The sequence below is a fragment of the Nostoc sp. DedQUE05 genome (assembly GCF_034530955.1).
GTDB lineage: Bacteria > Cyanobacteriota > Cyanobacteriia > Cyanobacteriales > Nostocaceae > Nostoc.
Genome location: NZ_JAVRCB010000015.1, coordinates 1 through 21,579 on the forward strand (window position 1 = coordinate 1; position 21,579 = coordinate 21,579).

Consider the following 21,579-nt stretch of genomic DNA (forward strand, 5'->3'; position numbering starts at 1 on the left):
TTGGAACAATTAGCCGAGCTATTTTTATTAGCAATTCCTAATGTTGCATTAGCGTCTAAACAGATACCGACTGTGGCTAAATCAGCGATTTGTACTCCCAGGTCGGCTTTTGCATTAGCTTGAGTACTTTGTTGATCAGCTTTAATTCCAACCGCAGCTTGACCAGTGGTTTGGACAATCTGTGTTGGGTTATCCAAGGATGGTAGTTTAACTTGACTTGGGTCTTTTACTTGTACAGTTGTCTTAGAATCAGTTGCAACTCCAGCCACTTGTCCAACGGTGGTATTAGTTGTCTCTTGCACAGTAGCTTTAACGCCTTTTGCGACTTCAGCAGTATTAGTGGTTGTGGTTACACTTTGTACTGTTTTAGGAACTTCAGTTTTTGTGGCTGTTGTTATTGCAGATATGAAGTTAGCTGAAGCCGGTGTGATACCAGAAGATACCCCAAGCAAGCTAATGACAATAATTAAAGCGTTAGTAGAAAGTTGCTTATTCATTGATAACTCCAGGCAAAATCTTGATGTTTGTTTCGCTTCTCATGCTAAGTAGTCTGAGTAGCACTTGTAACTAGCGAATTTACTAGTTTTATTAATTTCATTTAAATTGGTGAAATGACGGCTATTTTTTTTTAATTTAATGAAGAGTTAACAGTATTAATGTTTTTGTTACCAGTATTAGCATTGTTTAGAAATTATCTAAAAAAAAATATATGTAATTTTGCTATCAATCACTTAGAACACTTAGTCAAATAAAGCTTGACGGATGAGCAACGGTGGCAATACTACTTTGAGATCGGCTATAGACAAGGAATTAGCAAAGCAGAAGTGATAAATTGAGGGTTTCTGCGGAGTTTATCAATTTCCATACAGCTATCGAACCATTAAGGTGCTTGTTTGTTCTAATCAGCACTTTAATGATTTGATAGCTTGCCGATTCCCTCAACTAAAAATCGTCCAAAGTATTGCTCAAAGCAACTTTACGTAAATTAGTTTCAATTTCTGAAACCAGACTGACAGAAGTTGTAGAAAGAGGTTACGTTAAGTGTTAATCACAAGCCGCACCCCAGTCGCGATGGTAAAAGAAATAGCAATTTGCACCCATGGACTAACTAAGCAATTTGACCGACACGTTGCTGTCAATGATGTGGATTTAGAAATCCAGGCGGGGGAAGTATATGGATTGATTGGGCCGAATGGCGCGGGTAAAACAACTCTCATCCGAATGTTGGCGACTGCTGAGGAAGCAACTACGGGTGAGATTTATATTAATGGCGATCGCCTCATCCGTGACAACAGTAATCTCAAACTTAAGCGTCATCTTGGCTATTTACCCGATGACTACCCACTATATGAAGATTTGACAGTCTGGGATTACTTAGATTACTTTGCGCGTTTATATCGTTTGCGAGAACCGCGCCGCACTAAACGCTTACATGAAGTTTTAGAACTTATTCAACTTGGTAATAAACGCAATAGTCAGATTTCTACTCTGTCGAGGGGAATGAAACAGCGTTTAAGTTTAGCGCGAACTATTATCCACGAACCAATTTTACTATTACTAGATGAGCCTGTTTCTGGACTCGATCCGATTGCGAGGATGCACTTTCGTGAAATTATTAAGGCTTTGCAAGAAGCTGGAATGACTGTCATCATTTCCTCCCACGTTCTCAGCGATTTAGCGGAAATTTGTACTTCTGTAGGAATTATGGAACTTGGCTTTTTAGTAGAAAGTACTTCCCTACAGCAACTTTATCAACGTCTAGCCCATCAGCAAATTGTGTTATCAACTCTAGGGAACTTAGAGACACTTTTGAACGAGCTTAAACACCATCCTTTAGTAGAAGAATGGGAGGTGATATCAGGAAAAAACAGCGTGCGGGTGAATTTTTCGGGCAAAGATGAAGATAGTGCCGAGTTATTGCGATCGCTAATCAAAATCGGCATTCCTTTAACTGATTTTCACTGCACGCAAGAAGACTTAGAAAGCATTTTTTTAAAATTAGGTCACAAACAAGCATCTTGATTCATCAATAAATCTCACTCACTATTTTTGGAGAAATTTTTCAGACTATGCTTAATTTAATTGACAAAATCGGCGATTGGAATCCGCAATTATTTCGCGAACTCAAAGGACAATTTAAATTTTTTAATGTAGCGATCGTAGTTGTAACATCTTTACTATTGCAACTGGTAGTTCTCTTATATCATTTAAGTAACCTTCCTGATAATGAATACTCCCTAACTGGTACATACTGTCGTTTAAGTCAAATATATCAACCGCAACAAACACAGGCTTTCAAGGAATCAAATCAATCTAAAATTGATGAGTTAAATTATTTCTTTTCAAAAAATTTTTGTCCCCCAAATCAAATTGATTGGCAGTTGTGGTGGCGAGATCATTGGGAATATATATTCTTAACATTTAGTGTAATTTTTATATTTACACTACTAGTTGCAGGAACTTATTTGCTAATCAATGATTTCGCTAAAGAAGAAACTCGCGGCACACTCAACTTTATCCGTCTTAGTCCCCAATCAGAAACAAGTATATTGACTGGCAAGTTGTTAGGAGTTCCGAGTTTAATTTATCTCATGATTTTAGTAGCAGTTCCTTTACATTTATGGGCTGGGCTTTCTGCCAAAATTGCTTTTAGTTACATTTTGGGTTACTACGCAATTCTTGCTGCTAGCTGTATTTTCTTCTACAGTGCGGCACTACTACTTAGCTTACTTAGCCGTTCATTTAGTGGTTCTCAGCCTTTGTTAGGTTTATTAGTTAGCGGTATAACTTTTATGTTTTTGTTCATAACGATGTTACTCGCATCGTCTTCTAACCACAGTTTAAATAATTCAACTGCTTGGTTTAGACTTTTTAATCCTTGGGATACAACTAATTATTTATTTCCTAACTTGTTTAATCTATCCAATGACTCGGATATTAAAAAGCTGCAATTTTTCTATCTCCCATTAGGGAGAAATATTATTAGTATTCTTGGCTTTCATTTATTAAACTTGGGATTGTGCAGTTACGGAATTTTGCACATTCTTAAACGTTGCTTCCGTAATCCTCAAGCCTCAATAATTAGCAAGAAGCAAAGTTATTTATTAGTAGCATTTTGCCAGTTGATGATCTGGGGTTTTACTTTACAAATTGGTGAAAATAGTTACACATTAGATCAACAATTTGGGGGAAATTACATTTTGCTAGCATCGTACAACTTGGTGTTGATTTTAAGTTTAATTGCAGTTCTTTCGCCTCACCGTCAAGATGTACAAGATTGGGCAAGATATCGACATCAAGGAGTTTCTAGCCACAAGAGTATTTGGCAGGATCTAATTTGGGCTGAAAAAAGCCCTGCACTCGTGGCGATCGCAATTAATCTTACAATTGTTACTATCCCCTGGCTAGTCTGGATTTCATTTACATCTGTTTTTGATACTAACAATGACCAAACTTGGCTGGTTAAAGATGTTGACAGGTTTAAAGTACTTTTAGCTATAGCTTTGTCTATCAGCGTAATCATGATTTACGCTACTATCGCCCAATTGCTACTTTTGCTGAAAACTCCCAAACGTTCTTTCTGGGCAATTCGGATTATAGGTACAGCAGTGTTACTACCACCGATAATTTTAGAATTTATCGGCATCACATCACAGGTGTCTACTGCGGTTTCTACTGTATGGCTGTTTTCAACTTTTCCTTGGGCTGGTATACAAGGCTCTAGTACGACAACAATTTTTATGGCATTCCTCGCTGAGTTAACTTTTCTAGGATGGTTAAACTTGCAGTTGACAAGGCAAGTGAGATTAGCAGGCGAATCTGCTACGAAAGCATTATTAGCATAACTAGCTAGATAGTTATCAATAAACTTAGAACCTCAATTTATCAAATAAATTGGGGTTTTTATTTTTTATGAATGCTTTAAGACTGCTATATTATCTATTATTTGTTAATTTTTGTATTGACACAAGTATCACAGCAATCTGAAAATCATGTTAAACATCTCTACTCAAGACCTACGCTACACAGCCATTCACTTTTTAGAACAAAGTCCCCCAGAACGTCTACAAATTCTTAAGCAACTGGGCATCGCTCGTTATGACTTTTTAACTAAAATACGATTAAATGAAGCTAATATCATCTGTATAATGAGATTTTTTAAATATCCCAGTCAGCTAAAGTTTCCTAATCTTATGGGAGCAGATTTATCTGGTTTAATTTTAGATGATGTCAACTTCATACGAGGAAATTTGTCAGAAGCAAATCTCCAAGGTAGTAGTTTAGTAAATGCAGACCTTTTATTTGTAAATTTTACGAAAGCAGACTTGAGAAATGCAGATTTACGAGGTGCAACTCTGAACGAGACTATTTGGTTGGAGACTCAAGTAGATAAGTGTCAATTTGGCGTGGGTATTGGTTTAAATCATTTACAACGTCAAGATTTAGAATTACGCAAAGCGATATTTAATTCTTGAGAAGTTAGTAATGAAAACACAAAAAATTATAAGATGATTGAATTGATATCGATCTGGATAAATTAATGAGTATTAAGTTGCCCCAAAAATTGATGTTGCTGGGTTCAGGAGAACTAGGCAAAGAATTTGCGATCGCTGCTCAACGTCTTGGTAATTATGTGATTGCCGTTGACCGCTATACCAATGCTCCAGCGATGCAGGTTGCTGATGCTTATGAAGTTATTTCTATGCTCAGTGCTGATGATTTAGAAGCTGTAGTGACAAAACATCAGCCAAATATTATTATACCAGAAATTGAAGCAATCCGAACCGAAAAACTCATCGAATTTGAACAGCGAGGGATTACAGTTATTCCGACTGCGGCTGCTACTAACTATACAATGAACCGCGATCGAATTCGGGAACTGGCGCATCAACAATTGGGCATCAGAACGGCTAAATATGGTTATGCAACAACTTTAGAAGAATTGATTGCAGTTTCGGATAAAATTGGCTTTCCCAATGTTGTTAAACCGGTGATGTCATCATCAGGGAAAGGTCAATCTGTAGTGCAGGATAAGAGTGAAGTTGAGAAAGCTTGGAATTATGCGATCGCTAATTCTAGAGGAGACAGTCAAAAGGTCATCGTAGAAGAATTTATTAACTTTGAAATTGAGATAACTTTACTGACAATTAAACAGTGGAATGCACCGACAATTTTCTGCTCTCCCATTGGTCATCGCCAAGAAAGAGGCGATTATCAAGAATCGTGGCAACCCGCAGAAATTTATGAAGATAAAATATCAAAATCCCAAGAAATAGCTATAAAAGTCACTGATGCTTTAGGAGGAGCCGGAATTTTTGGCGTTGAATTTTTCATTACTAAAGATGAAGTGATTTTTTCCGAACTTTCTCCCAGGCCCCACGATACGGGAATGGTGACATTAATCTCACAAAATCTTAACGAATTTGAACTACATCTGCGAGCTATTTTAGGCTTGCCAATTCCTCATATTGAACAGCTAGGAGCATCAGCTAGTGCAGTAATTTTAGCCTCAGAAAAATCTGATTCTATTGCTTTTAGTGGTGTCGCCGATGCTTTATCAGAAAAAGATGTAGATATTAAATTATTTGGTAAACCTAATGCTCATCTATATCGGCGAATGGGCGTAGCTTTGGCGAAAGGTGTGAATGTCCAAGAGGCTAGGGAAAAGGCTACTAGAGCTGCAAGTAAAATCACAATTATCTAAATTTAGCCTGCTTTAGCACAATTGTTTATTAGCCATAGGTTTGAACCTATGGCGGACTGACTTATGGCATAGGATGAAAGAGAAGGTCTGGGAAAATGAAATTAAAAATCGCCCAGGTAGAAAAGGCAATTGATATCGAAAGAACAGCAAGAACGGGTGCTAGGGAAAGATACTTAAGGAAATATGTTTGTTGGTTGTTTGATTTCTGCATATAATGCTCCTAAAAACTTTCCGAACTGCAACTATTTGGGGTTGCATTGTTGCACTTACTAAAGATATTGTGATACTTCAAGACTTCTCACTTTGGACGGAATGACAATGCCATAATAACCATTTAAGAGATATTTATATCTGAAATATCACTTTTCATCTCTTTTTCAAGTATTGGCAAGATAATTAGATAATAACTAAAATATCTCCAACATACTTGCTTTGTTTTTAATTTTAAAAAAGCTCCTAAAAAATATTTTTAGGAGCTTTAAAAATTAAACCATGAGTATGAAATAGCACCTAATTTAAATTTAACTTTGCGAATTATTTTTATCCTCTATCTAAAGAAATAACAGGATATTAAGCTAATTTGTTATTTTAAATACGTAAATTATGTGTGAAAAATATGAATTGATTGTAGTACACACAAGTCGAATTACCCCCCTTAACCCCCCGATGCATTGGGGTAAAAAAAGAAATCTAGTTCCCTCACTTTTGCAAGTTTTGTAACAGAAACTCAAAACACTTAAATTTTAGGCAAGAAAGAAATCTAATTCTCTCCCCAATACATACGGGGAGGGTTAGGGTGGGGTAAAACCTTGGGTTTTTCAGCCATTTCAGACTTGTGTGTACAGCGTAGGTTCGCGGTGAAAGTAGATTTTGTCGCTAGATAAAAGTGGGATGGGGTTGCAAGGGTATAATTAGTAATTGAGTGGACTTGATATAAGGCTATTGCAAAGGTTTCACGTTAAGTTGACACCTATGATAGCTATGCGCCCCTAGCAATATCTATTTTGAACTGCTATTTCGCAACACTATTAAGCGAATCAACCGCAGCAACTGGATTCGGCTGATTCAGATAATTGTAAACTAATTGGGAAACTTGACGGATAAAGTCTCTCCCTCTTGTGTCTTTATAAGGACGGGTAACGAAGATAGCCGCCAGGTAACGCTTACCATTGGGCATAGTCACAAATCCCGCATCGCCAATAAGAAACCCAATATCTCCGGTTTTGTTGGCGATAACTGCACCTTTCCCCAAACCGGCGGGAAGCAGTGTATGAATTGTGGTGTGACGCAGAATATCTAAGGCTTGCTCCCGACTTTGGGGCGAAACTAACTTGTTATTCACAACTAAAGCCAGCACCCGCGCCATATCTTGAGAACTTGTGGTGTTGGTTCCTCTCAAATCAGCTAAAAGATGGCGAATTACCGTGTCTTTCAGTCCCCAACTACGGAAACGCTGATTTAGTTTCGCCGCTCCACCTAAGCGATCGATAATCATGTTGGTGGCAGTATTATCACTAATGGTAATCATCTTAGTGATGGTTTCCAAAGCTGTGTACTTCTTGCCAACTCGCTCATATTGCATACTTCCAGAACCATTGGTAACTAAGTCACGCCGCATCGTCAGGTTTTCCTGAAGGGTGACTTTACCAGCATCTAAATCTTGGAAAAAAGCGATAAGTATTGGCAGTTTAATTGTACTAGCAGCCGGGAAAACGCGATCGCCTCCAATATCCAAATAATCCCCAGTATCCAAATCCAGAAAAAACATTCCTGTTTTCAGAAAGCTGTAGCGATTCATCAAGGCTTTAATTTGAGGTTCCAGCGCTTTCATCGGTGAATGCATTGGAACCACGCCAGCAAAGAGAGTGCTATTATCATTCACTCTTGGAGAAATACTCGGAGTTATTTCTAAATATTGCGGCTGGGTTGCAGTCAATCGTATGGGTTTGGGTAACTGCACAGACCAATGATTGGGGGATTCCTCTTGCAGTTGCACCTGTGCTAAATCAAAGGTGTAACCGGGTGCTAAAGTAACTACCATGCGGGTAGTCTCTGCGTTAAACTGCTCGATGCGAATGTCTTTAATTACTAATCCCACTCTTTGACTAGCCTGTGGATATCCTAATGTAACTCCAGGTAAATCAATTACCAGACGAGTCGGGCTGGTAAGTAATTGTACTTTCGGTTGAACATTTTCATCTGTGGTGAAGTCCAGATGATTGCGATTGCTATCAAAATGCCAATTAGCCATCGCTACGCCCGCCGCAGGCATCGCACCATTAGCTTTAACAGTAGAGCCAAGCAGGATTAAGCTTAAGAAGCTGGGTAGAAGCCAACTGAATTTTACAATGTTTTCTTTGTGTGTGAGTAGCATCAGCGATCGCGTTGTGTGTGAGGAAAATTCTTGAACGAACAAAAGCCGCCCACCATTAAAGCACAATTATGAAAAGTTTAGTAAATTGCAGTGAAAAGGCATGGTAAAGAACCAACCGAACCGATTTTGAGCGTGGCGTAATCTATTGCATCCACGCACGAATGCGTTTGCGTATCGCCGCTGATGACTATTTCTCCGGCGTGAGCTGTAATGCCTCAATTGTGTCACTGAAAGCTTTTATTGCGAAATCTACATTAGATATTCGATAGACATACCACATAAACATGACTGTTATCCTGACATAGCATTGACATCAAAATGACATATCTAAAAAATATATAATCAACTATAGTTTTAACAAATCACTATATCTCAAATACAATATTGAAACAAGAAAATTGATGCTATGATTCTGTTTCAATATATCTGCTTGATCCAACAGCAATAGCAATTTCCCAAAATCTGTCTATAGGTACTTTTATCTATTTTTCTACCTAAAAGTATACATATATAGCTGAAACTTGAGTTATTGATTTAGAGAAATCAGTACTGCAAGTAAACTGTCCATGTTTTCCCAAGATAAACCAAATCCAAAAGATTCACCGCAAGTACCATCTTCAACAATGCCATTTTGCCCACTGCCCCATTGCCGGAAGCGATTAGTCAAAATATCGAGACTATTATTGACCTGCACAGACGTTATGAGAAAGACGTACCTCAACATCAACGGTTTGTAGAAACGGTAACAGCCTTTTTTGGTCGTCCGGTATTCCTGTATAGCATCCTGTTAGGAATTATTCTGTGGGTAACACCCAATGTTTTACCACGACGTTTAGGCATATCAAGATTCGATCCCCCGCCATTTTCTTGGCTACAATTTTCACTGACCGCAGGTTCCCTGTTAGTAACAACAGGGGTGTTGATAAAACAAGAGCGTCAGGAAAAATTAGCAGAGCAACGGGCGCAACTTAGCCTTCAGCTTAACCTGCTCTCTGAGCAGAAAATCGCAAAACTTATCGCTTTAGTTGAAGAATTACGCCAAGATATTCCCAATGTCAAAAATCGCTCCGATCCGCAGGCCCAAATAATGAAGGAAGCTGTTGATCCCCAAGCGATTCTAGATGCATTAGAAGAGACTTTAGCATCAGAGTTAGCTAATTTTCGGAACCAAAAAATACCAGACCAAGAGTAACAACACTTACTATTGTGTTAGCAAAAGTACTAAAATTAGTAACTTTTTGATTGTATTTGCTACCCATCTCAATACGGTTTAGATAAGCTGGGAAGGTGGTTTGGAGGCACTTAAAGTGAAGAGATTAAATTTAAATACTCTTGCTTCCCCAACACTTTCTTCTACCTTCGCTCAAAGAACTCGTTTTAACAGATAACTTTCTTAACCAAAACGTATTGAGAGTTACTCAGATTGTTGGGGTAGCTACCAGCTTCACTAGTAACACTATCCGCTTACTAGGTTTTTTGCGGAGGCTGTATCTGTAGTTAAAATCCTAAATCTACGGCAATACGGTGGGCGCAAGCAAATCCAGAAAAAGCAACTGCATTCAAACCTTGACCTGGAAAAGTGCTATCTCCTACACAATAAAGTCCTGATATAGCTGTGCGATTAAAGGGCATATTCAATAACCCCCACAATTTACGTCGGGGAATTGGCCCATAAGTGCCATCTTCACGACCCAAAAAGCGGCGATGTGTGCGCGGTGTCCCCACTTCTAAATAATCCAATCCGGCATCTAAACCCGGAAAAAGCTTCTCTAGGCGGTCAATAATTCGCCAAGCTGCCTTTTCTTTTTTTGCTTCGTACTCACTTGGAGAAAGTTCTTGCCAATCATCAATCCAGTGAGGCGTGAAGGCATGAATGATATGATATCCATTTGGTGCTAAATCTGGGTCAAGCAATGTCGGAATCGAAACAAAAACTGTGCCTTCTGCTGCTGTCATCTTTTCCCAGTCTTCCAGCAAAATATGGTGACACTCTGTCCCCGCAGGTAAAACTGACTCCTTTACCCCGATGTGCAAACTCAAAAAGCTTGGAGATTTTTGGTAGTTTTGTTGCCATTTTTTCTCATTATCTGGCATTGCTTCTACTGGTAATAATTGTGTAAATGTATCCCAGCGTGTAGCATTAGAAACTATGCGTTTACCCCGATATACTTTACCATTAGCCAGTTGCACACCTACCGCTTTTCCTTGTTCTGTAAGAATTTTGGTGACTCTAGCTTGGTACTGAATTTGACCTCCAGCCTTTTCTAGACCTTCCACCAGTTTTTGGGCAATTTGTCCGACTCCGCCTTTGGGATAGTTAACTCCGCCATAATGCCTGTCAGAAAAGACCATTCCAGCATTAATCATTGGTGTCATATCTGATGGAACCACCGACCAGCAATAACATTCCATGTCGATAAACTTCAATAATTGCGGGTCTTTGATGTAACGCCGCGCCACATCCCCGGCATTTTGCGGCAGATACTTGGCTAAACCGAGACACGCCAAAGGATGCTGGAAAAATACGCGCAGTAAATACCGAGGTTCTTCTAGCGACAGCAAATCCATGCTGTTGAGACACTTGAATACTTTTTGGCATTCGTCATAAAAGTGACGAATCCCTTGTTCTTCATGGGGAAAATAAGCAGTAAGATTTTGCAAAAATGTTTCATAAACCCGGTCAACCTTCAGGTCTAAACCTTGGGGTAGATGATAGTGAATCTGTACCGGATCTGCGATCGCTTCTTGGCTGACATTTACACTTGATAATGCACGGGTGAGTAAGTTGGTTGTACCGTTCTGTCCCAGCCCAAAAATCATTGACGCACCAACATCAAATCGATAGCCTTGGCGTTCAAAATAACCAGCGCTACCGCCAGGAATCAAATAACGTTCCAGTACCAGCACTTTCGCTCCCTTCGCCGCTAACTGGGTCGCTGTCACTAATCCGCCAATCCCAGACCCAATTACGATTGCGTCATTTGTCATTTGTCATTTGTCCTCTGTCCTCTGTCTAGAGTCCCTTGTCCTTTGTCTAGAGTCAATCAATATTTACTAATGACTTGACCAATGCCCCATGCCCCATGCCCAATGCCCAATGCCCAATGCCCAATCAAAAAAAAGAGGGACGAGCCTGCTACTGCTGGCTAATCCCGTCTGCCGATCCTTAAAAGAGAGGAGAACACTGTATATGAATATAGCCTTGATTGAGAATTAATGTCAACTACTAATGAAAATATTTATCAATAAACTTGAGATTGCTAATTTTAAGCTGTCAGCCGGATGCAGGAAAGAGTATTATGGTGTTTCAGTTCTTATACAATCAAAAGGCGCCTATTTCTGGCTATGACGCTACAATTGCGCGTTTATGTTCCACCCCATCCCCTGATCAAACACTGGCTGGCAGTTGCCCGTGATGCAGGCACGCCTTCAGTATTATTCCGCAGTGCCATGACTGAGTTGGGAAGATGGCTGACTTATGAAGCTGCACGAGACTGGTTGCCGACCCAAGAAACAACAGTACAGAGTCCCTTAGATACCTGTGCAGCAACGGTAATCGATCCGCAAGTGCCTATGGCAGTAGTGCCGATTCTGCGAGCTGGGCTAGGATTACTAGAGGGGGCGCAGACTTTATTGCCTTTAGCATCGATTTACCACCTTGGTTTGGCGCGAGATGAAGAGACACTGCAACCTCATTGTTATTTGAACAAGTTACCAGAAAAATTTGACCCCCAAACACGAGTGTTAGTTACCGATCCAATGTTGGCAACCGGAGGATCGATTATGGCAGCAATGGCAGAATTGATACAACGGGGTGCTGACCCTGCCCTGACGCGGATTGTTTGTGTAGTAGCAGCTCCACCAGCTTTGCAAAAATTGAGTGAAGCTTATCCAGGTTTAATAATTTACACGGCTACTATTGACGAAAAACTGGACAGTAAGGGATATATTGTACCGGGATTGGGAGATGCAGGCGATCGCATCTTTGGGACTTAAGCTAGTATGCAGCTAGGGCAGGAAAATAGCATAACTACTGTAAAAGTTGCAAGGTTTGTTGAAGGCGGTAAAGATATGAGTCAGCGAGATGGTTTTGGCAGTGGTTTTGTAGCAGGGGCCTTTGTTGGTGGCGTATTTGGCGGTGTTATCGGGGCACTGATTGCTTCTCGCCGCGAACCAGAATTGCTAATAGAAGAGGAGACAGAACTGACAGATAGTCAAGCCGAAGCGAAAAAAATAGCAGCAAAGCGGCGTCAGATGAAAGCCTCAGAAAGTGAGAGTGCTGGTATAGAGACGGCCAGGCGATCGCTAGAAGATAAAATTGCCCAGCTAAATGCCACAATTGATGAAGTGCGAAAGCAACTAGGAAATGTTAATGGCGGTTCACCCCAAGCAACCAATGAGCGCTCCCTCACTAAAGACTCCTGAAGTTTGTTCAGGCGTGGTGAAAGTGTCAAGTGTGGTAAACGTGAAATCCGCAAACACTTTTGACTTTGGACTAAATTAAAATTAAAACATAAGACCGCGTTTGACACCTAGTAGGAAACAAAGCTATCCATGAGTTTACTGATTACGACACTAATTACCTTTGTCACCTTTTATAGCTATTTGCTAATTATCCGGGTTTTGCTAACCTGGTTCCCGACAATCAACTGGTATAACCAGCCATTTGCCGCTTTAGCCCAGATAACCGATCCTTATCTGAATCTATTCCGCTCAATTATTCCCCCATTGGGCGGTATGGATTTTTCGCCGATCTTAGCTTTCTTAGCACTCAATCTAGTTAGTAGTCTTCTGAGTGCCATTCCAGCTAGCCTGCCCTTATAGAAGGATTTTGATTACTACCTTGGTAAAGAATTGTGTAGAGACGTTAAGTATACAAGCGTCTCTACGATTTTTTACAGGGTTTCTAATTACCTAGCCGTACTAAGAATTACGAATTACGAATTACGAATTACGAATTACTTACGCACTTGACCGCTAAACCCCGCAGCCTTGAACTGTTTTAGCTTCAACGGAGTAGGTTGATTTGCAGCTACAGAAATTCTCAATTCAAAATCGCTAATACCTGGTGGCACTTCGGTAATAGAGCCTAAGCGAGTGCGGTTTTGCATCACCGAGTCATTATTAGCATCATAGATGCGTCCAAAAATATCTGCGTCGTAGACTGTTTTATTAGTGCCATTTTCGGCTTTGCCAACGACAAGAAAACAATTGGCAGCAGCGCTACCACTACTGATAACAGCCCCTTGTGCTAGTTCTGGTGGACAATCTTTATAAGAGACATCAAATAGTTTAATCTGTGTCAGGGCTACAGCTGGGGGAATAATCACCCACGATAGAAAAGTAATGAGACATGAAATAAAAACCACCGTGAGTGAACGCAACCGCATAAAAGACCCCGTGAGTTAATTTAGCAAACAATATTTAACTTACAACCTCAGCTTACCTGAATTTAACTACAGGGTGATTGGAGACTTGAATTTAACATTTGTAATAATTAGGGGAATAACCCCTCAATTGCTATGAACTTATGACTCCAGATGAGATTGAAGTAGCTATGTTCGCAGCCTTTAATGATTGTGATGCAGCAAGCTGTCCTCTCACTGACACGCAGAAACAGATATTACTGCAAGTGGTTGAGCAAATTCAGGGAAATTCTACGTCTGGGATGTCAAATATTGCTAATCCTCTAGACGAACTTACCCCAGAAGAGTTAGAAGCATTTTTAAAATTTGTTAAGGAGGAAGAACAACGCAACCGCACTTGGAAAGTGCAATTACTCAACGACTGGTTGCTGGAAAAGGATTCTGGAACGGTACAATTTATTCGCCAACGCTATGGTTTACAGTGGCTGAATCGGGTTGAGTCATATCATTTTGACAAGTATTCTTATTTTGAGGATGCATTAAAGTTAAGAGTAGGCGATCGCATTGAAGTTTCCAATGCACTATGGGAATGGGTGCAAGAAGATGGCCCTTGTAAGCGGGAATGGTTCCCCTGTATGGTAATTAAGGTTGAGGAAATTAGCGATGTCTACGACGGGCGTAGATGCAGCGATGATTCCTCTACTAATTGTGTCATCCGCTTTTTAAACGGCGCTGAGTATGAAATTCAAGGAATGTATCAATGGAATCGCTATAACTGGCGCTGGCCTCAAAAGGAGTAAGGAGTGCTGAGTTTTTAATACTTGTGAATGAGTCTGCGAATCAAATCATTGCTTTAACAACGCCCAAGCCAAAAATCTCTCAGTATAATACAACGCTAATTGATTGCTCACACCGTTGAAAACAGCATCAAAAGCGTGTTCTGCCCAAGGAATTTCGAGAAAAACCGCAGTATTGCCAGAATTATGTAAACGTTCATACATCTGTCTGCCAAATCGCGCTTGCACCAAATGGTCGCGACTGCCGTAAATTAATAAAGTTGGCGGTAAAGGGTGCGTTAGGTAATTTATCGGTGAAGCAATTTTATACCGATTAGGCAATTCTTCTAAAGAACCACCAAGAAATGCTTTTAAAACAGCGCGAGAATTTATAGGATCGGGATTTGGTGGTGTTTTATATCCTTCAGTTAAGTTAACAGGCCCGTAATAGTTCACCACAGCATGAATGGGTGGTGCATCGGGTTGATAAGCCGCTAGCATTGCTAAATGTGCCCCAGCAGAACGTCCTAAAAGTACCATACGTTCTGAATCGGCTTCATATTCAGCTGCATGTTTGCGAATAAAATTTAGGGCTGTACGCACATCATCTAACTGAGATGGAAACTGATATTTAGGTGCGTGTCGATAGTCGATCGCAAATACTGTATATCCATGATTAGCAATATATTGATTAAACTCGGTATTGGCATGAGTATTGCCATATTGCCAAGCTCCACCATAAATTACTACCACTGCTGGATATTTTCCTACCTCTGGGGGTTGGTAAACTTCCATTTTTAAAGGCACTCCCCCAGGAGAAGCAAAGAGAATATCTTTTTGATGACGCGTTTTACCTAATGGAATACCCCGAAAGAAATTAATTAAGTTAAAAGGATGGGTTTGCATATTAGCCCTTACTTGGACTGGAATTTGCTCTAGATAATTTGCTCCCAACCCTTGTTTCATCGCTTTAGCCATCTGCATTTGAGTTAGTGGGATATTCACTAGCACCCATCCACAAATTAGCAATCCGATTAAACTGAAAATGCAAACTAAACGTTGGAGTTGACGGCGACGGATATAGAATAAAGACAGCAATAAAAAGAGCAAATTTAATAAAAATAACCAAGGACTGACTTCTGGCGCTCCTACTGCTAGTGTGAGTAAAAACATATTTGGAGCAGGAAGAATAATCCAAGCGCTAAGAAATAGGCTTGCAAAACTGAGTAATAATGCAAGCGATGATAAAAATATTTTTGGTTTAACAAACATAAATAAAAATGCGGTAGTAATGACTTCAAAGAAACCAATCTCACGCTTTTATCTAGCACTATCTTTATGTTTTAGTTCCAGAAAATCTTTAGTTACTTTAACTATAAAATCTCCATTTATATAATTTGAAGTATAATTGGGCGTTAATAGTAGATTATCACCCAATTCTAGTATTAAAATAACCCGAAAAAAGTATTCGCCTATACTAGTATCAATCCGTTCAAGCTTAATACCAGTAATTTCGTTCAAAGAATATTGAAAAACTGTTTTTCCTAACGTTCCAAACCACCTGTAACGACTAAGCTTTACAGTATTTGTTTCCTTGTCAAAATTACAAGTGATAAATAAACCTAGTGACGCTACTAGCAACGCTAATATTCCACAGAATACAGTAATCATGACAGAAATGTAACCCGTAAAAGTCTCATCAAGTATAACTGCTAAATTATTCTCTATAGGGTTTTTCAAAAAATTATTAATTCTTGATACTATTAATTGCAATTTTTCAAGGTTAAATTTTGGATATCCTGCGCGTGAAAAAGGAAAACTATCTCTATCATTTAATAGTAAAATGTTATATTTATAATACTTAGCCTGACCATCAGTATCAATCTGGGTTTCCAATTTAGCCTCTAGTAACTCAGAAACTAGCGTTTGACTCTGTTCTCGACCTAACCAATTATTTTTTGTTAACTTACACATCACTGTTAGAGTATTTTGTCCCGCACTCAAATCAATATTTGAAGTAGATATATTGTTTGGATAACGATTGCAGACAAGTTGTGTAATAGGTGTAAATACAATAGACGCAAATAAAAATAAAACAAACAATTGACTAAAAAATATTCCCAAACCTAAAAATACTTTTGGTCGAATAATAAAAATAAGTTTAGTTGATGTTTGCTCTGAGACTTTTAGAGGATTAGCTAGAGTCAAATAACATCCAGCACCTAAGTTAATTGCCAACAGGATGGCAAATAATAAAACATTCATAGAAGTGTATGCTGGAGCGATCGCTTCTATAAAGATGAGTAGAGAAAAACCTCTGGAGTTCCCAGAGGTTTTGGTTCCTGATTTAGTTTCTACTTGTTACTCCAATTTGTCCTTAGTCGTTTCCTGATAATGGAGAAAATTATTTTAAAAACAAGATCCCCGATTTCTTAGACAATCGGGGATCTGAGTCTTGCGATTTTATTTGGATACTTAGTATCTACCCATCTACGCGATTAATTCTTTGCCTGTGGCTGCGAACCAGGAATCGTTACATCTATTGGTGTCACCTGTTTTGCTAACTGTGTCAATGGCGGTTGAATAGCAGTTTGATTCCCCACTACTAGAGTTACAATCTTTTCTGGTTTGAGATATTCTCGTGCTACCCGTTGGACATCGGCTGCTGTGGTGGCGGCGACGGCTTTTTGATAGCGAAAGAGAAAATCAGCAGGATAGCCGTAATATTCGTATCGCATCAACCGTGATAAGGTTTGGCTGGGGTCTTGAAAGTTGAATACAAAGGAGTTGAGTGTAGACTCTTTGGCATAAGCGAGTTCTTTTGCCGTTACTCTTTGAGTCTGGGTGCGCTTGATTTGGGCTTGTAAGGCTTTGACAAACTGGACAGTAGCATCCGATCGCGTTTCTCCACCAGCGATAAATATGCCAGGATAATCGAAACGGGGACTCCACTGGCCGTAGACAGAGTAAGCTAAACCTTGACGCGATCGCAATTCATTAAATAAGCGTCCACCAAATCCATTTAACACTCCATTCAATACATCCAGCGCTGCATAATCGGGATTGTCGAAACGTCCGCCCAAATGCCCGATAAGCACACTACTTTGCGTCAGTTGGGGCTGATTGACAAAAAAGACTCCACCTGTATTAGCTGGTGAAACCTTTGGTAATGTGGGTTTAGCAATACCTGGGTTACGCTGCCAATCGCCAAACTTAGCTTGAATGAGCGATCGCATTTTCTTACTCTCAAAATCGCCCACAATTCCCAAAATCATATTATTGGGGTGGAAATATTGTTGATAAAACTTGAGCAAATCCTCACGCTCAACTTTATCCACCGTTGCATACTCTATGGTGCGAGCATAAGGACTATCTTTGCCATAGATTAATTTTTTAAATTCCCGATTAGCAATCCCATCTGGATTGTCATTTCGACGGGCAATGCCACCTTTGGCTTGAGTTTTCGCTAAGTCTAGCTTTTCTTGAGCAAATACAGGCGATCGCAGCACCTCAGCAAACAGCCCAAACACTGTTTCTAAATCTTCACTGAGGGCGTCAAAGCTAGCACTCCCAGAAGTTTCACCAATACCAACTTCCACAGATGCCGCCCGTTGTTCTAATATCTCGTTGAGTTCATCAGGCGAATGCTGCTTAGTTCCTCCAGTTCGCATTACTGCGCCTGTAAAACCAGCCAACCCAACTTTCTCCATTGGTTCCAAGCGATTCCCTGTCCGCACAAACGCCGTACCATTCACCAACGGTAATTCGCGATCTTCCATCAAATAGACAACCAAGCCATTTTGCAGCACAAACCGCTCATACTTGGGTAACTTAATCTCAGGTAGCGGTGGTAGCTGCAATTCTGTGTAATGTTTTGCCTCAGCCGTCGCCGCCAGAGAAAAATTACAAGTTAAAAGTAAGCACGCAAAAACAGCAACCAAAGCATAAATCAACCCTTTGCTATTTTGAATTTTCAACGCTATCTGCCTTTTAGCTTTCACCTTGTACTTCTGCATATCTATTTTCCTGTGCGCCCTTTGCGGTTTGTTGTTCATGCTGCTTTCGACAACAGCTTCCCAATCGTGCGATTTTTCGGCGTAAAAGTTTCCTTTGCCACCCGTTGAATATCAGCCGTCGTCACTGCTGAAATGTCATCCAACTGCTTAAACAAATTCCGCCAAGAGCCAGTTTTCACTTCATATTCCAACAATTGTTGAGCCATACCCATATTGGAATCGAGAGTACGTAACAAACCTGCCCGTGCTTGGGTTTTCACTCGTTGCAAATCAACCGCCGCCACAGGCTCAGTTTTTAATTTGTCAATTTCTTGACGTAAAGCCACCGCCAACTCATCAACTGTATGACCAGGAGCTGTGAGAGCATAGAAAAATATCAAGTTTGGGTATTTATCTCCAGGAAATCCACTGTAACCTTGAGCATTTAGCGCCAAACGTTGCTTTTCTACCAAAGACTTATATAGCCGCGATGTGCGCCCATCACTTAATAAACTACCAATGATTTCATAGATGGCATTATCTGGATGAGTAATTGCCGGACGATGATAACCTTCTAAATACCAGGGTTGAGAAGGTAGCTGTAAAGTAACTTCCCGTGTTTGTTGTTGTGGCGGTTCTACTGGGATTTGTTCAACAGCTTTGGTTTTGGCTTGAAAGCGGCCAAAATAAGTTTGCGCCAGTTTTTTCACCTGAGTGGGATTGACATCTCCGACAATAGCGATCGCTAAATTACTTGGTACGTAGTGAGTATCAAAAAACTTTTGGACATCTTCTGGTGTCAGATTGCGGATATCTTCGTCATAACCAATCACCGGACGCCTGTAGGGATGGGCTTTATAAGCAGTATCGATAAACTTTTCCACCATCAGTCCAATAGGTGAATTCTCTATCCGCATCCGTCGTTCTTCTAAAATTACATCTTTCTCTTTATAAAACTCACGACGAATTACCGGATCGAGAAATCGCTCTGACTCCAACGACATCCAAAGTTCTAGCTTATTGGCAGGAAAGCTGTAAAAATAACGAGTCGCTTCGGTTGAAGTATTGGCATTTAAACCCACGCCACCCGCTTGTTCGACAATTTGCCCCAATTCATTTTGCTTGACTAGCTTGCCTGCTTGCGCTTCCACTTGCTCAAACTCAGTTTGTAACCGAATAACCTCAGCTTTTCTGCCATTGGCTTTCGCTGTTTTAATTTGAGCATTCAACTGCTCTAAGGTATCTAGTAGCGGTTTTTCTTTTTTGTAGTCTTGTGTACCAATGCGCGTTGTGCCTTTAAATGCCAAATGTTCTAGAAAGTGAGCTACACCAGTTTTACCATCTGGCTCATCCACACCACCCACATTCGCATAAGTGAGAAAAGAAACCACGGGCGCTTGATGTCGTTCCAAGACAATAAATTTCAAACCATTGTCGAGGCGAAACTCCGTTAATTGCTTAATAACTCGATCGAGATAAGGTTGGATTGAACTTTCAACTGGCGGAGTTTGAGTTTTAGTTTCTTGAGGAGGTGCTGTCTGAGTTTGAGCTAAAGCAACTTCAGGCAGCAATCCCCACGAAAAGATAATTAAAGTCAACAAAGTAACAAACAACCGCCGCAATATGACAGATACATTATCAATGAAGGCAGGAGGAAAATTTGACCAGAAAAAGCAAGGTGAAGGAGAGTTCAATGGTTTCAAATCAGTAAGGGGCGACGAATCCACAACTGAAAAGCTTCTCCTGCCTCCTGCTGCCTCCTGCTTCCTGCCTCTTTCAACTGACCAATCCAAAATCGTTCGACTGAGCGTTCGCGTAGCGTCTCGGAGAGAAGTCGAAGTCCCCAATCGTTCGACTGAGCGTAGCCGAAGTCTAAAATCTAAAATTGACCGACTGCTCTGGTTCATAAGCGAGAAGTAAGATAAAGTTACATTACCTAAATAACAGGATACTTAGCAAAAGAGCGTTAATCTTGTATTAAGCTTTCAGTGGCTCTTTCACTTGATGTTAGACAATAATGCTACAAGTCTTGTTACGGATATCTAACCATAACTGTTATGCGAGTTTTTAATTCTTCCCCGCCCTCAGAGGCTCAGACGCGCACCCGGATTTTACAGGCAGCGCAACGGTTGTTTGCCTCTCAGGGATTTGACGGCACTACCACCCGCGACTTAGCACAAACGGCAGGTATAGCTGAAGGTACTCTATTTCGTCATTTTCCGAATAAAAAAGCAATTTTGGTAGAAGTAGCCACGAATGGCTGGGTAGAGATTCTTACAGATTTACTCACAGAATTGAGTGAAATGGGCAGCTATAAAGCCGTCGCTCAAGTGATGCGCCGTCGGATGTGGAATTTTCAAAAAAATGCCGATTTGATGCGGGTTTGTTTTATGGAGGTGCAATTTCACCCCGATTTGCGCGATCGCATTCAATTAGAAGTCATTACCAAAATGACTGATGTCGGCGAAGCATTCTTTCAAACAGCAATGGATAAAGGTATTTATCGTCAAGGGGACGCAAAGTTAGTTGCGAAAGTTTTCTTAGGAATGTTTGCGATCGCAGGTTTTTCTAACAATACCCTCATGGAACCTGATGCCTCTCCCCAACAAATGCAGGAAATGGCCGAAGGACTCGCTGATATTTTTCTTAATGGTGTTTTAGCTAAAGAGTGAAGAGTTATGAGTTATGAGTTATGAGTTTTAACTCCTCACTCCTAACTCCTAACTCCTAACTAATGATTGTTTTCGCTTGCTGACTCCACTGTTGTACTAGCTCAAGTGCTGGACACAAATCTCGGCGCTGCATTGTTGCTACCTGCAAGCGCATGATTTGTTGGTGCAATCTGTGAGTGGGAGTTTGAGCTAACTGCATTACAGAACCAATACCCGCATGAAGCAATAAACCACAATATTGTGTCCCGACACTGGGAATACGCGCCAAGTCAGCTAAAGCCATCCATTTATTTACATACTGAAGATGAATCTGTAGTTTATTTGCTAACGCTAGTCTTGACTCTAAAGTTTTCCCTTGTTTGACTAAAGCTACTGTGCTAGTAATCCCACAATTTTGGAGTTGAGATTGTTCCTCATGGCTCAGTCCAGGTAATTGCTCAATTGGCCAATCACGAGATTGGATACTAGTTCTACTATCTTTGTGTTTAGCAGACATTTTTGAAATTAAAATATAGGCTTGTTTAAATATTGTGACAGTTGCTTCTTCGCAAAAGAACGCTTTTGCTGTTTAGTGTTTGTATTGATGTGCAATTTTAAGCCAACCTTCTGCAATGCGATTGCATCGACTGACAATGCGATTGTATCGACTGACAATGCGATTGCATCGACTAACAATGCGATTGTTTCGCATG

At 40.3% G+C, this 21,579-nt stretch carries 21 protein-coding genes; 10 read left to right on the plus strand and 11 right to left on the minus strand.

Annotated elements, in window-relative coordinates; genetic code table 11:
* The coding region (locus tag RMZ42_RS13200) for a hypothetical protein (RefSeq protein WP_322671849.1) at window positions 1–497 on the minus strand (497 nt) is incomplete at its 3' end.
* A gap of 574 nt (window positions 498–1,071) precedes the next feature.
* Between RMZ42_RS13200 and RMZ42_RS13205 the strand changes: the two genes are divergently transcribed.
* From RMZ42_RS13205 to purT, 4 genes are all read left to right on the plus strand, one after another.
* A complete protein-coding gene (locus RMZ42_RS13205) occupies window positions 1,072–2,022 on the plus strand; it encodes an ABC transporter ATP-binding protein (protein WP_322671845.1) in 951 nt (316 codons plus the stop codon).
* Between the two features lie 47 nt (window positions 2,023–2,069).
* A complete protein-coding gene (locus RMZ42_RS13210; RefSeq protein WP_322671814.1) occupies window positions 2,070–3,845 on the plus strand; it encodes an ABC transporter permease subunit in 1,776 nt (591 codons plus the stop codon).
* Window positions 3,846–3,992: 147 nt separating this feature from the next.
* Window positions 3,993–4,475, plus strand: coding sequence for a pentapeptide repeat-containing protein (locus RMZ42_RS13215; RefSeq protein ID WP_322671815.1), 483 nt, complete (start codon window positions 3,993–3,995; stop codon window positions 4,473–4,475).
* 65 nt (window positions 4,476–4,540) lie between these two features.
* A complete protein-coding gene (purT, locus tag RMZ42_RS13220; protein WP_322671816.1) occupies window positions 4,541–5,704 on the plus strand; it encodes a formate-dependent phosphoribosylglycinamide formyltransferase in 1,164 nt (387 codons plus the stop codon).
* Between the two features lie 61 nt (window positions 5,705–5,765).
* Here the strand turns inward: purT and RMZ42_RS13225 are convergent, their stop codons facing one another.
* Both RMZ42_RS13225 and RMZ42_RS13230 read right to left on the minus strand, forming a co-directional pair.
* Window positions 5,766–5,915 carry a PsaJ protein gene (locus RMZ42_RS13225; RefSeq protein WP_322671817.1) on the minus strand — a complete coding sequence of 50 codons (150 nt, stop codon included), beginning with the start codon at window positions 5,913–5,915 and terminating at the stop codon, window positions 5,766–5,768.
* A gap of 801 nt (window positions 5,916–6,716) precedes the next feature.
* Window positions 6,717–8,078: a serine hydrolase gene (locus RMZ42_RS13230; protein WP_416211812.1), complete on the minus strand. Its 1,362-nt coding sequence runs from the start codon at window positions 8,076–8,078 to the stop codon at window positions 6,717–6,719.
* A 631-nt stretch (window positions 8,079–8,709) separates the two neighbouring features.
* Between RMZ42_RS13230 and RMZ42_RS13235 the strand changes: the two genes are divergently transcribed.
* On the plus strand, window positions 8,710–9,270 hold the full coding sequence (locus tag RMZ42_RS13235; RefSeq protein WP_322671819.1) for a DUF1003 domain-containing protein: 561 nt from the start codon (window positions 8,710–8,712) through the stop codon (window positions 9,268–9,270).
* Between the two features lie 305 nt (window positions 9,271–9,575).
* On the opposite strand, the gene crtH is transcribed toward RMZ42_RS13235, so the two are convergent.
* Window positions 9,576–11,066 (minus strand): carotenoid isomerase, encoded by a 1,491-nt coding sequence (gene crtH / locus RMZ42_RS13240; RefSeq protein ID WP_322671820.1) that lies wholly within the window; start codon window positions 11,064–11,066, stop codon window positions 9,576–9,578.
* 357 nt (window positions 11,067–11,423) lie between these two features.
* Here crtH and upp point away from each other — a divergent pair, with 357 nt between their 5' ends.
* The 3 genes from upp to RMZ42_RS13255 all read left to right on the plus strand — a co-directional run bounded on the left by upp (window position 11,424) and on the right by RMZ42_RS13255 (window position 12,902).
* Complete coding sequence (gene upp, locus RMZ42_RS13245) at window positions 11,424–12,074, plus strand: uracil phosphoribosyltransferase (RefSeq protein WP_322671821.1); 651 nt, start codon at window positions 11,424–11,426, stop codon at window positions 12,072–12,074.
* A 75-nt stretch (window positions 12,075–12,149) separates the two neighbouring features.
* Complete coding sequence (locus tag RMZ42_RS13250; protein ID WP_322671846.1) at window positions 12,150–12,503, plus strand: hypothetical protein; 354 nt, start codon at window positions 12,150–12,152, stop codon at window positions 12,501–12,503.
* A 129-nt stretch (window positions 12,504–12,632) separates the two neighbouring features.
* Window positions 12,633–12,902, plus strand: a complete 270-nt coding sequence (locus RMZ42_RS13255; protein WP_322671822.1) for a YggT family protein — start codon at window positions 12,633–12,635, stop codon at window positions 12,900–12,902.
* 134 nt (window positions 12,903–13,036) lie between these two features.
* Here the strand turns inward: RMZ42_RS13255 and RMZ42_RS13260 are convergent, their stop codons facing one another.
* Window positions 13,037–13,468, minus strand: coding sequence for a biotin carboxylase (locus RMZ42_RS13260; protein WP_322671823.1), 432 nt, complete (start codon window positions 13,466–13,468; stop codon window positions 13,037–13,039).
* Between the two features lie 140 nt (window positions 13,469–13,608).
* Between RMZ42_RS13260 and RMZ42_RS13265 the strand changes: the two genes are divergently transcribed.
* On the plus strand, window positions 13,609–14,244 hold the full coding sequence (locus tag RMZ42_RS13265; RefSeq protein WP_322671824.1) for a hypothetical protein: 636 nt from the start codon (window positions 13,609–13,611) through the stop codon (window positions 14,242–14,244).
* Between the two features lie 45 nt (window positions 14,245–14,289).
* On the opposite strand, the gene RMZ42_RS13270 is transcribed toward RMZ42_RS13265, so the two are convergent.
* The 4 genes from RMZ42_RS13270 to RMZ42_RS13285 all read right to left on the minus strand — a co-directional run bounded on the left by RMZ42_RS13270 (window position 14,290) and on the right by RMZ42_RS13285 (window position 19,858).
* On the minus strand, window positions 14,290–15,492 hold the full coding sequence (locus tag RMZ42_RS13270; protein WP_322671825.1) for an alpha/beta hydrolase: 1,203 nt from the start codon (window positions 15,490–15,492) through the stop codon (window positions 14,290–14,292).
* A gap of 48 nt (window positions 15,493–15,540) precedes the next feature.
* Window positions 15,541–16,485, minus strand: a complete 945-nt coding sequence (locus tag RMZ42_RS13275) for a hypothetical protein (protein ID WP_322671826.1) — start codon at window positions 16,483–16,485, stop codon at window positions 15,541–15,543.
* 233 nt (window positions 16,486–16,718) lie between these two features.
* Window positions 16,719–18,236 carry a pitrilysin family protein gene (locus tag RMZ42_RS13280; protein ID WP_322671827.1) on the minus strand — a complete coding sequence of 506 codons (1,518 nt, stop codon included), beginning with the start codon at window positions 18,234–18,236 and terminating at the stop codon, window positions 16,719–16,721.
* Between the two features lie 35 nt (window positions 18,237–18,271).
* The gene (locus RMZ42_RS13285; protein WP_322671847.1) at window positions 18,272–19,858 is read right to left on the minus strand and encodes a pitrilysin family protein; all 1,587 of its coding nucleotides are present in this window, start codon (window positions 19,856–19,858) and stop codon (window positions 18,272–18,274) included.
* 414 nt (window positions 19,859–20,272) lie between these two features.
* Between RMZ42_RS13285 and RMZ42_RS13290 the strand changes: the two genes are divergently transcribed.
* A complete protein-coding gene (locus tag RMZ42_RS13290) occupies window positions 20,273–20,887 on the plus strand; it encodes a TetR/AcrR family transcriptional regulator (RefSeq protein ID WP_322671828.1) in 615 nt (204 codons plus the stop codon).
* A gap of 55 nt (window positions 20,888–20,942) precedes the next feature.
* Here the strand turns inward: RMZ42_RS13290 and RMZ42_RS13295 are convergent, their stop codons facing one another.
* Window positions 20,943–21,383 carry a DUF4332 domain-containing protein gene (locus tag RMZ42_RS13295; protein WP_322671829.1) on the minus strand — a complete coding sequence of 147 codons (441 nt, stop codon included), beginning with the start codon at window positions 21,381–21,383 and terminating at the stop codon, window positions 20,943–20,945.
* An 8-nt stretch (window positions 21,384–21,391) separates the two neighbouring features.
* On the minus strand, window positions 21,392–21,579 hold a 188-nt coding region (locus RMZ42_RS13300), incomplete at its 5' end, for a hypothetical protein (RefSeq protein WP_322671850.1).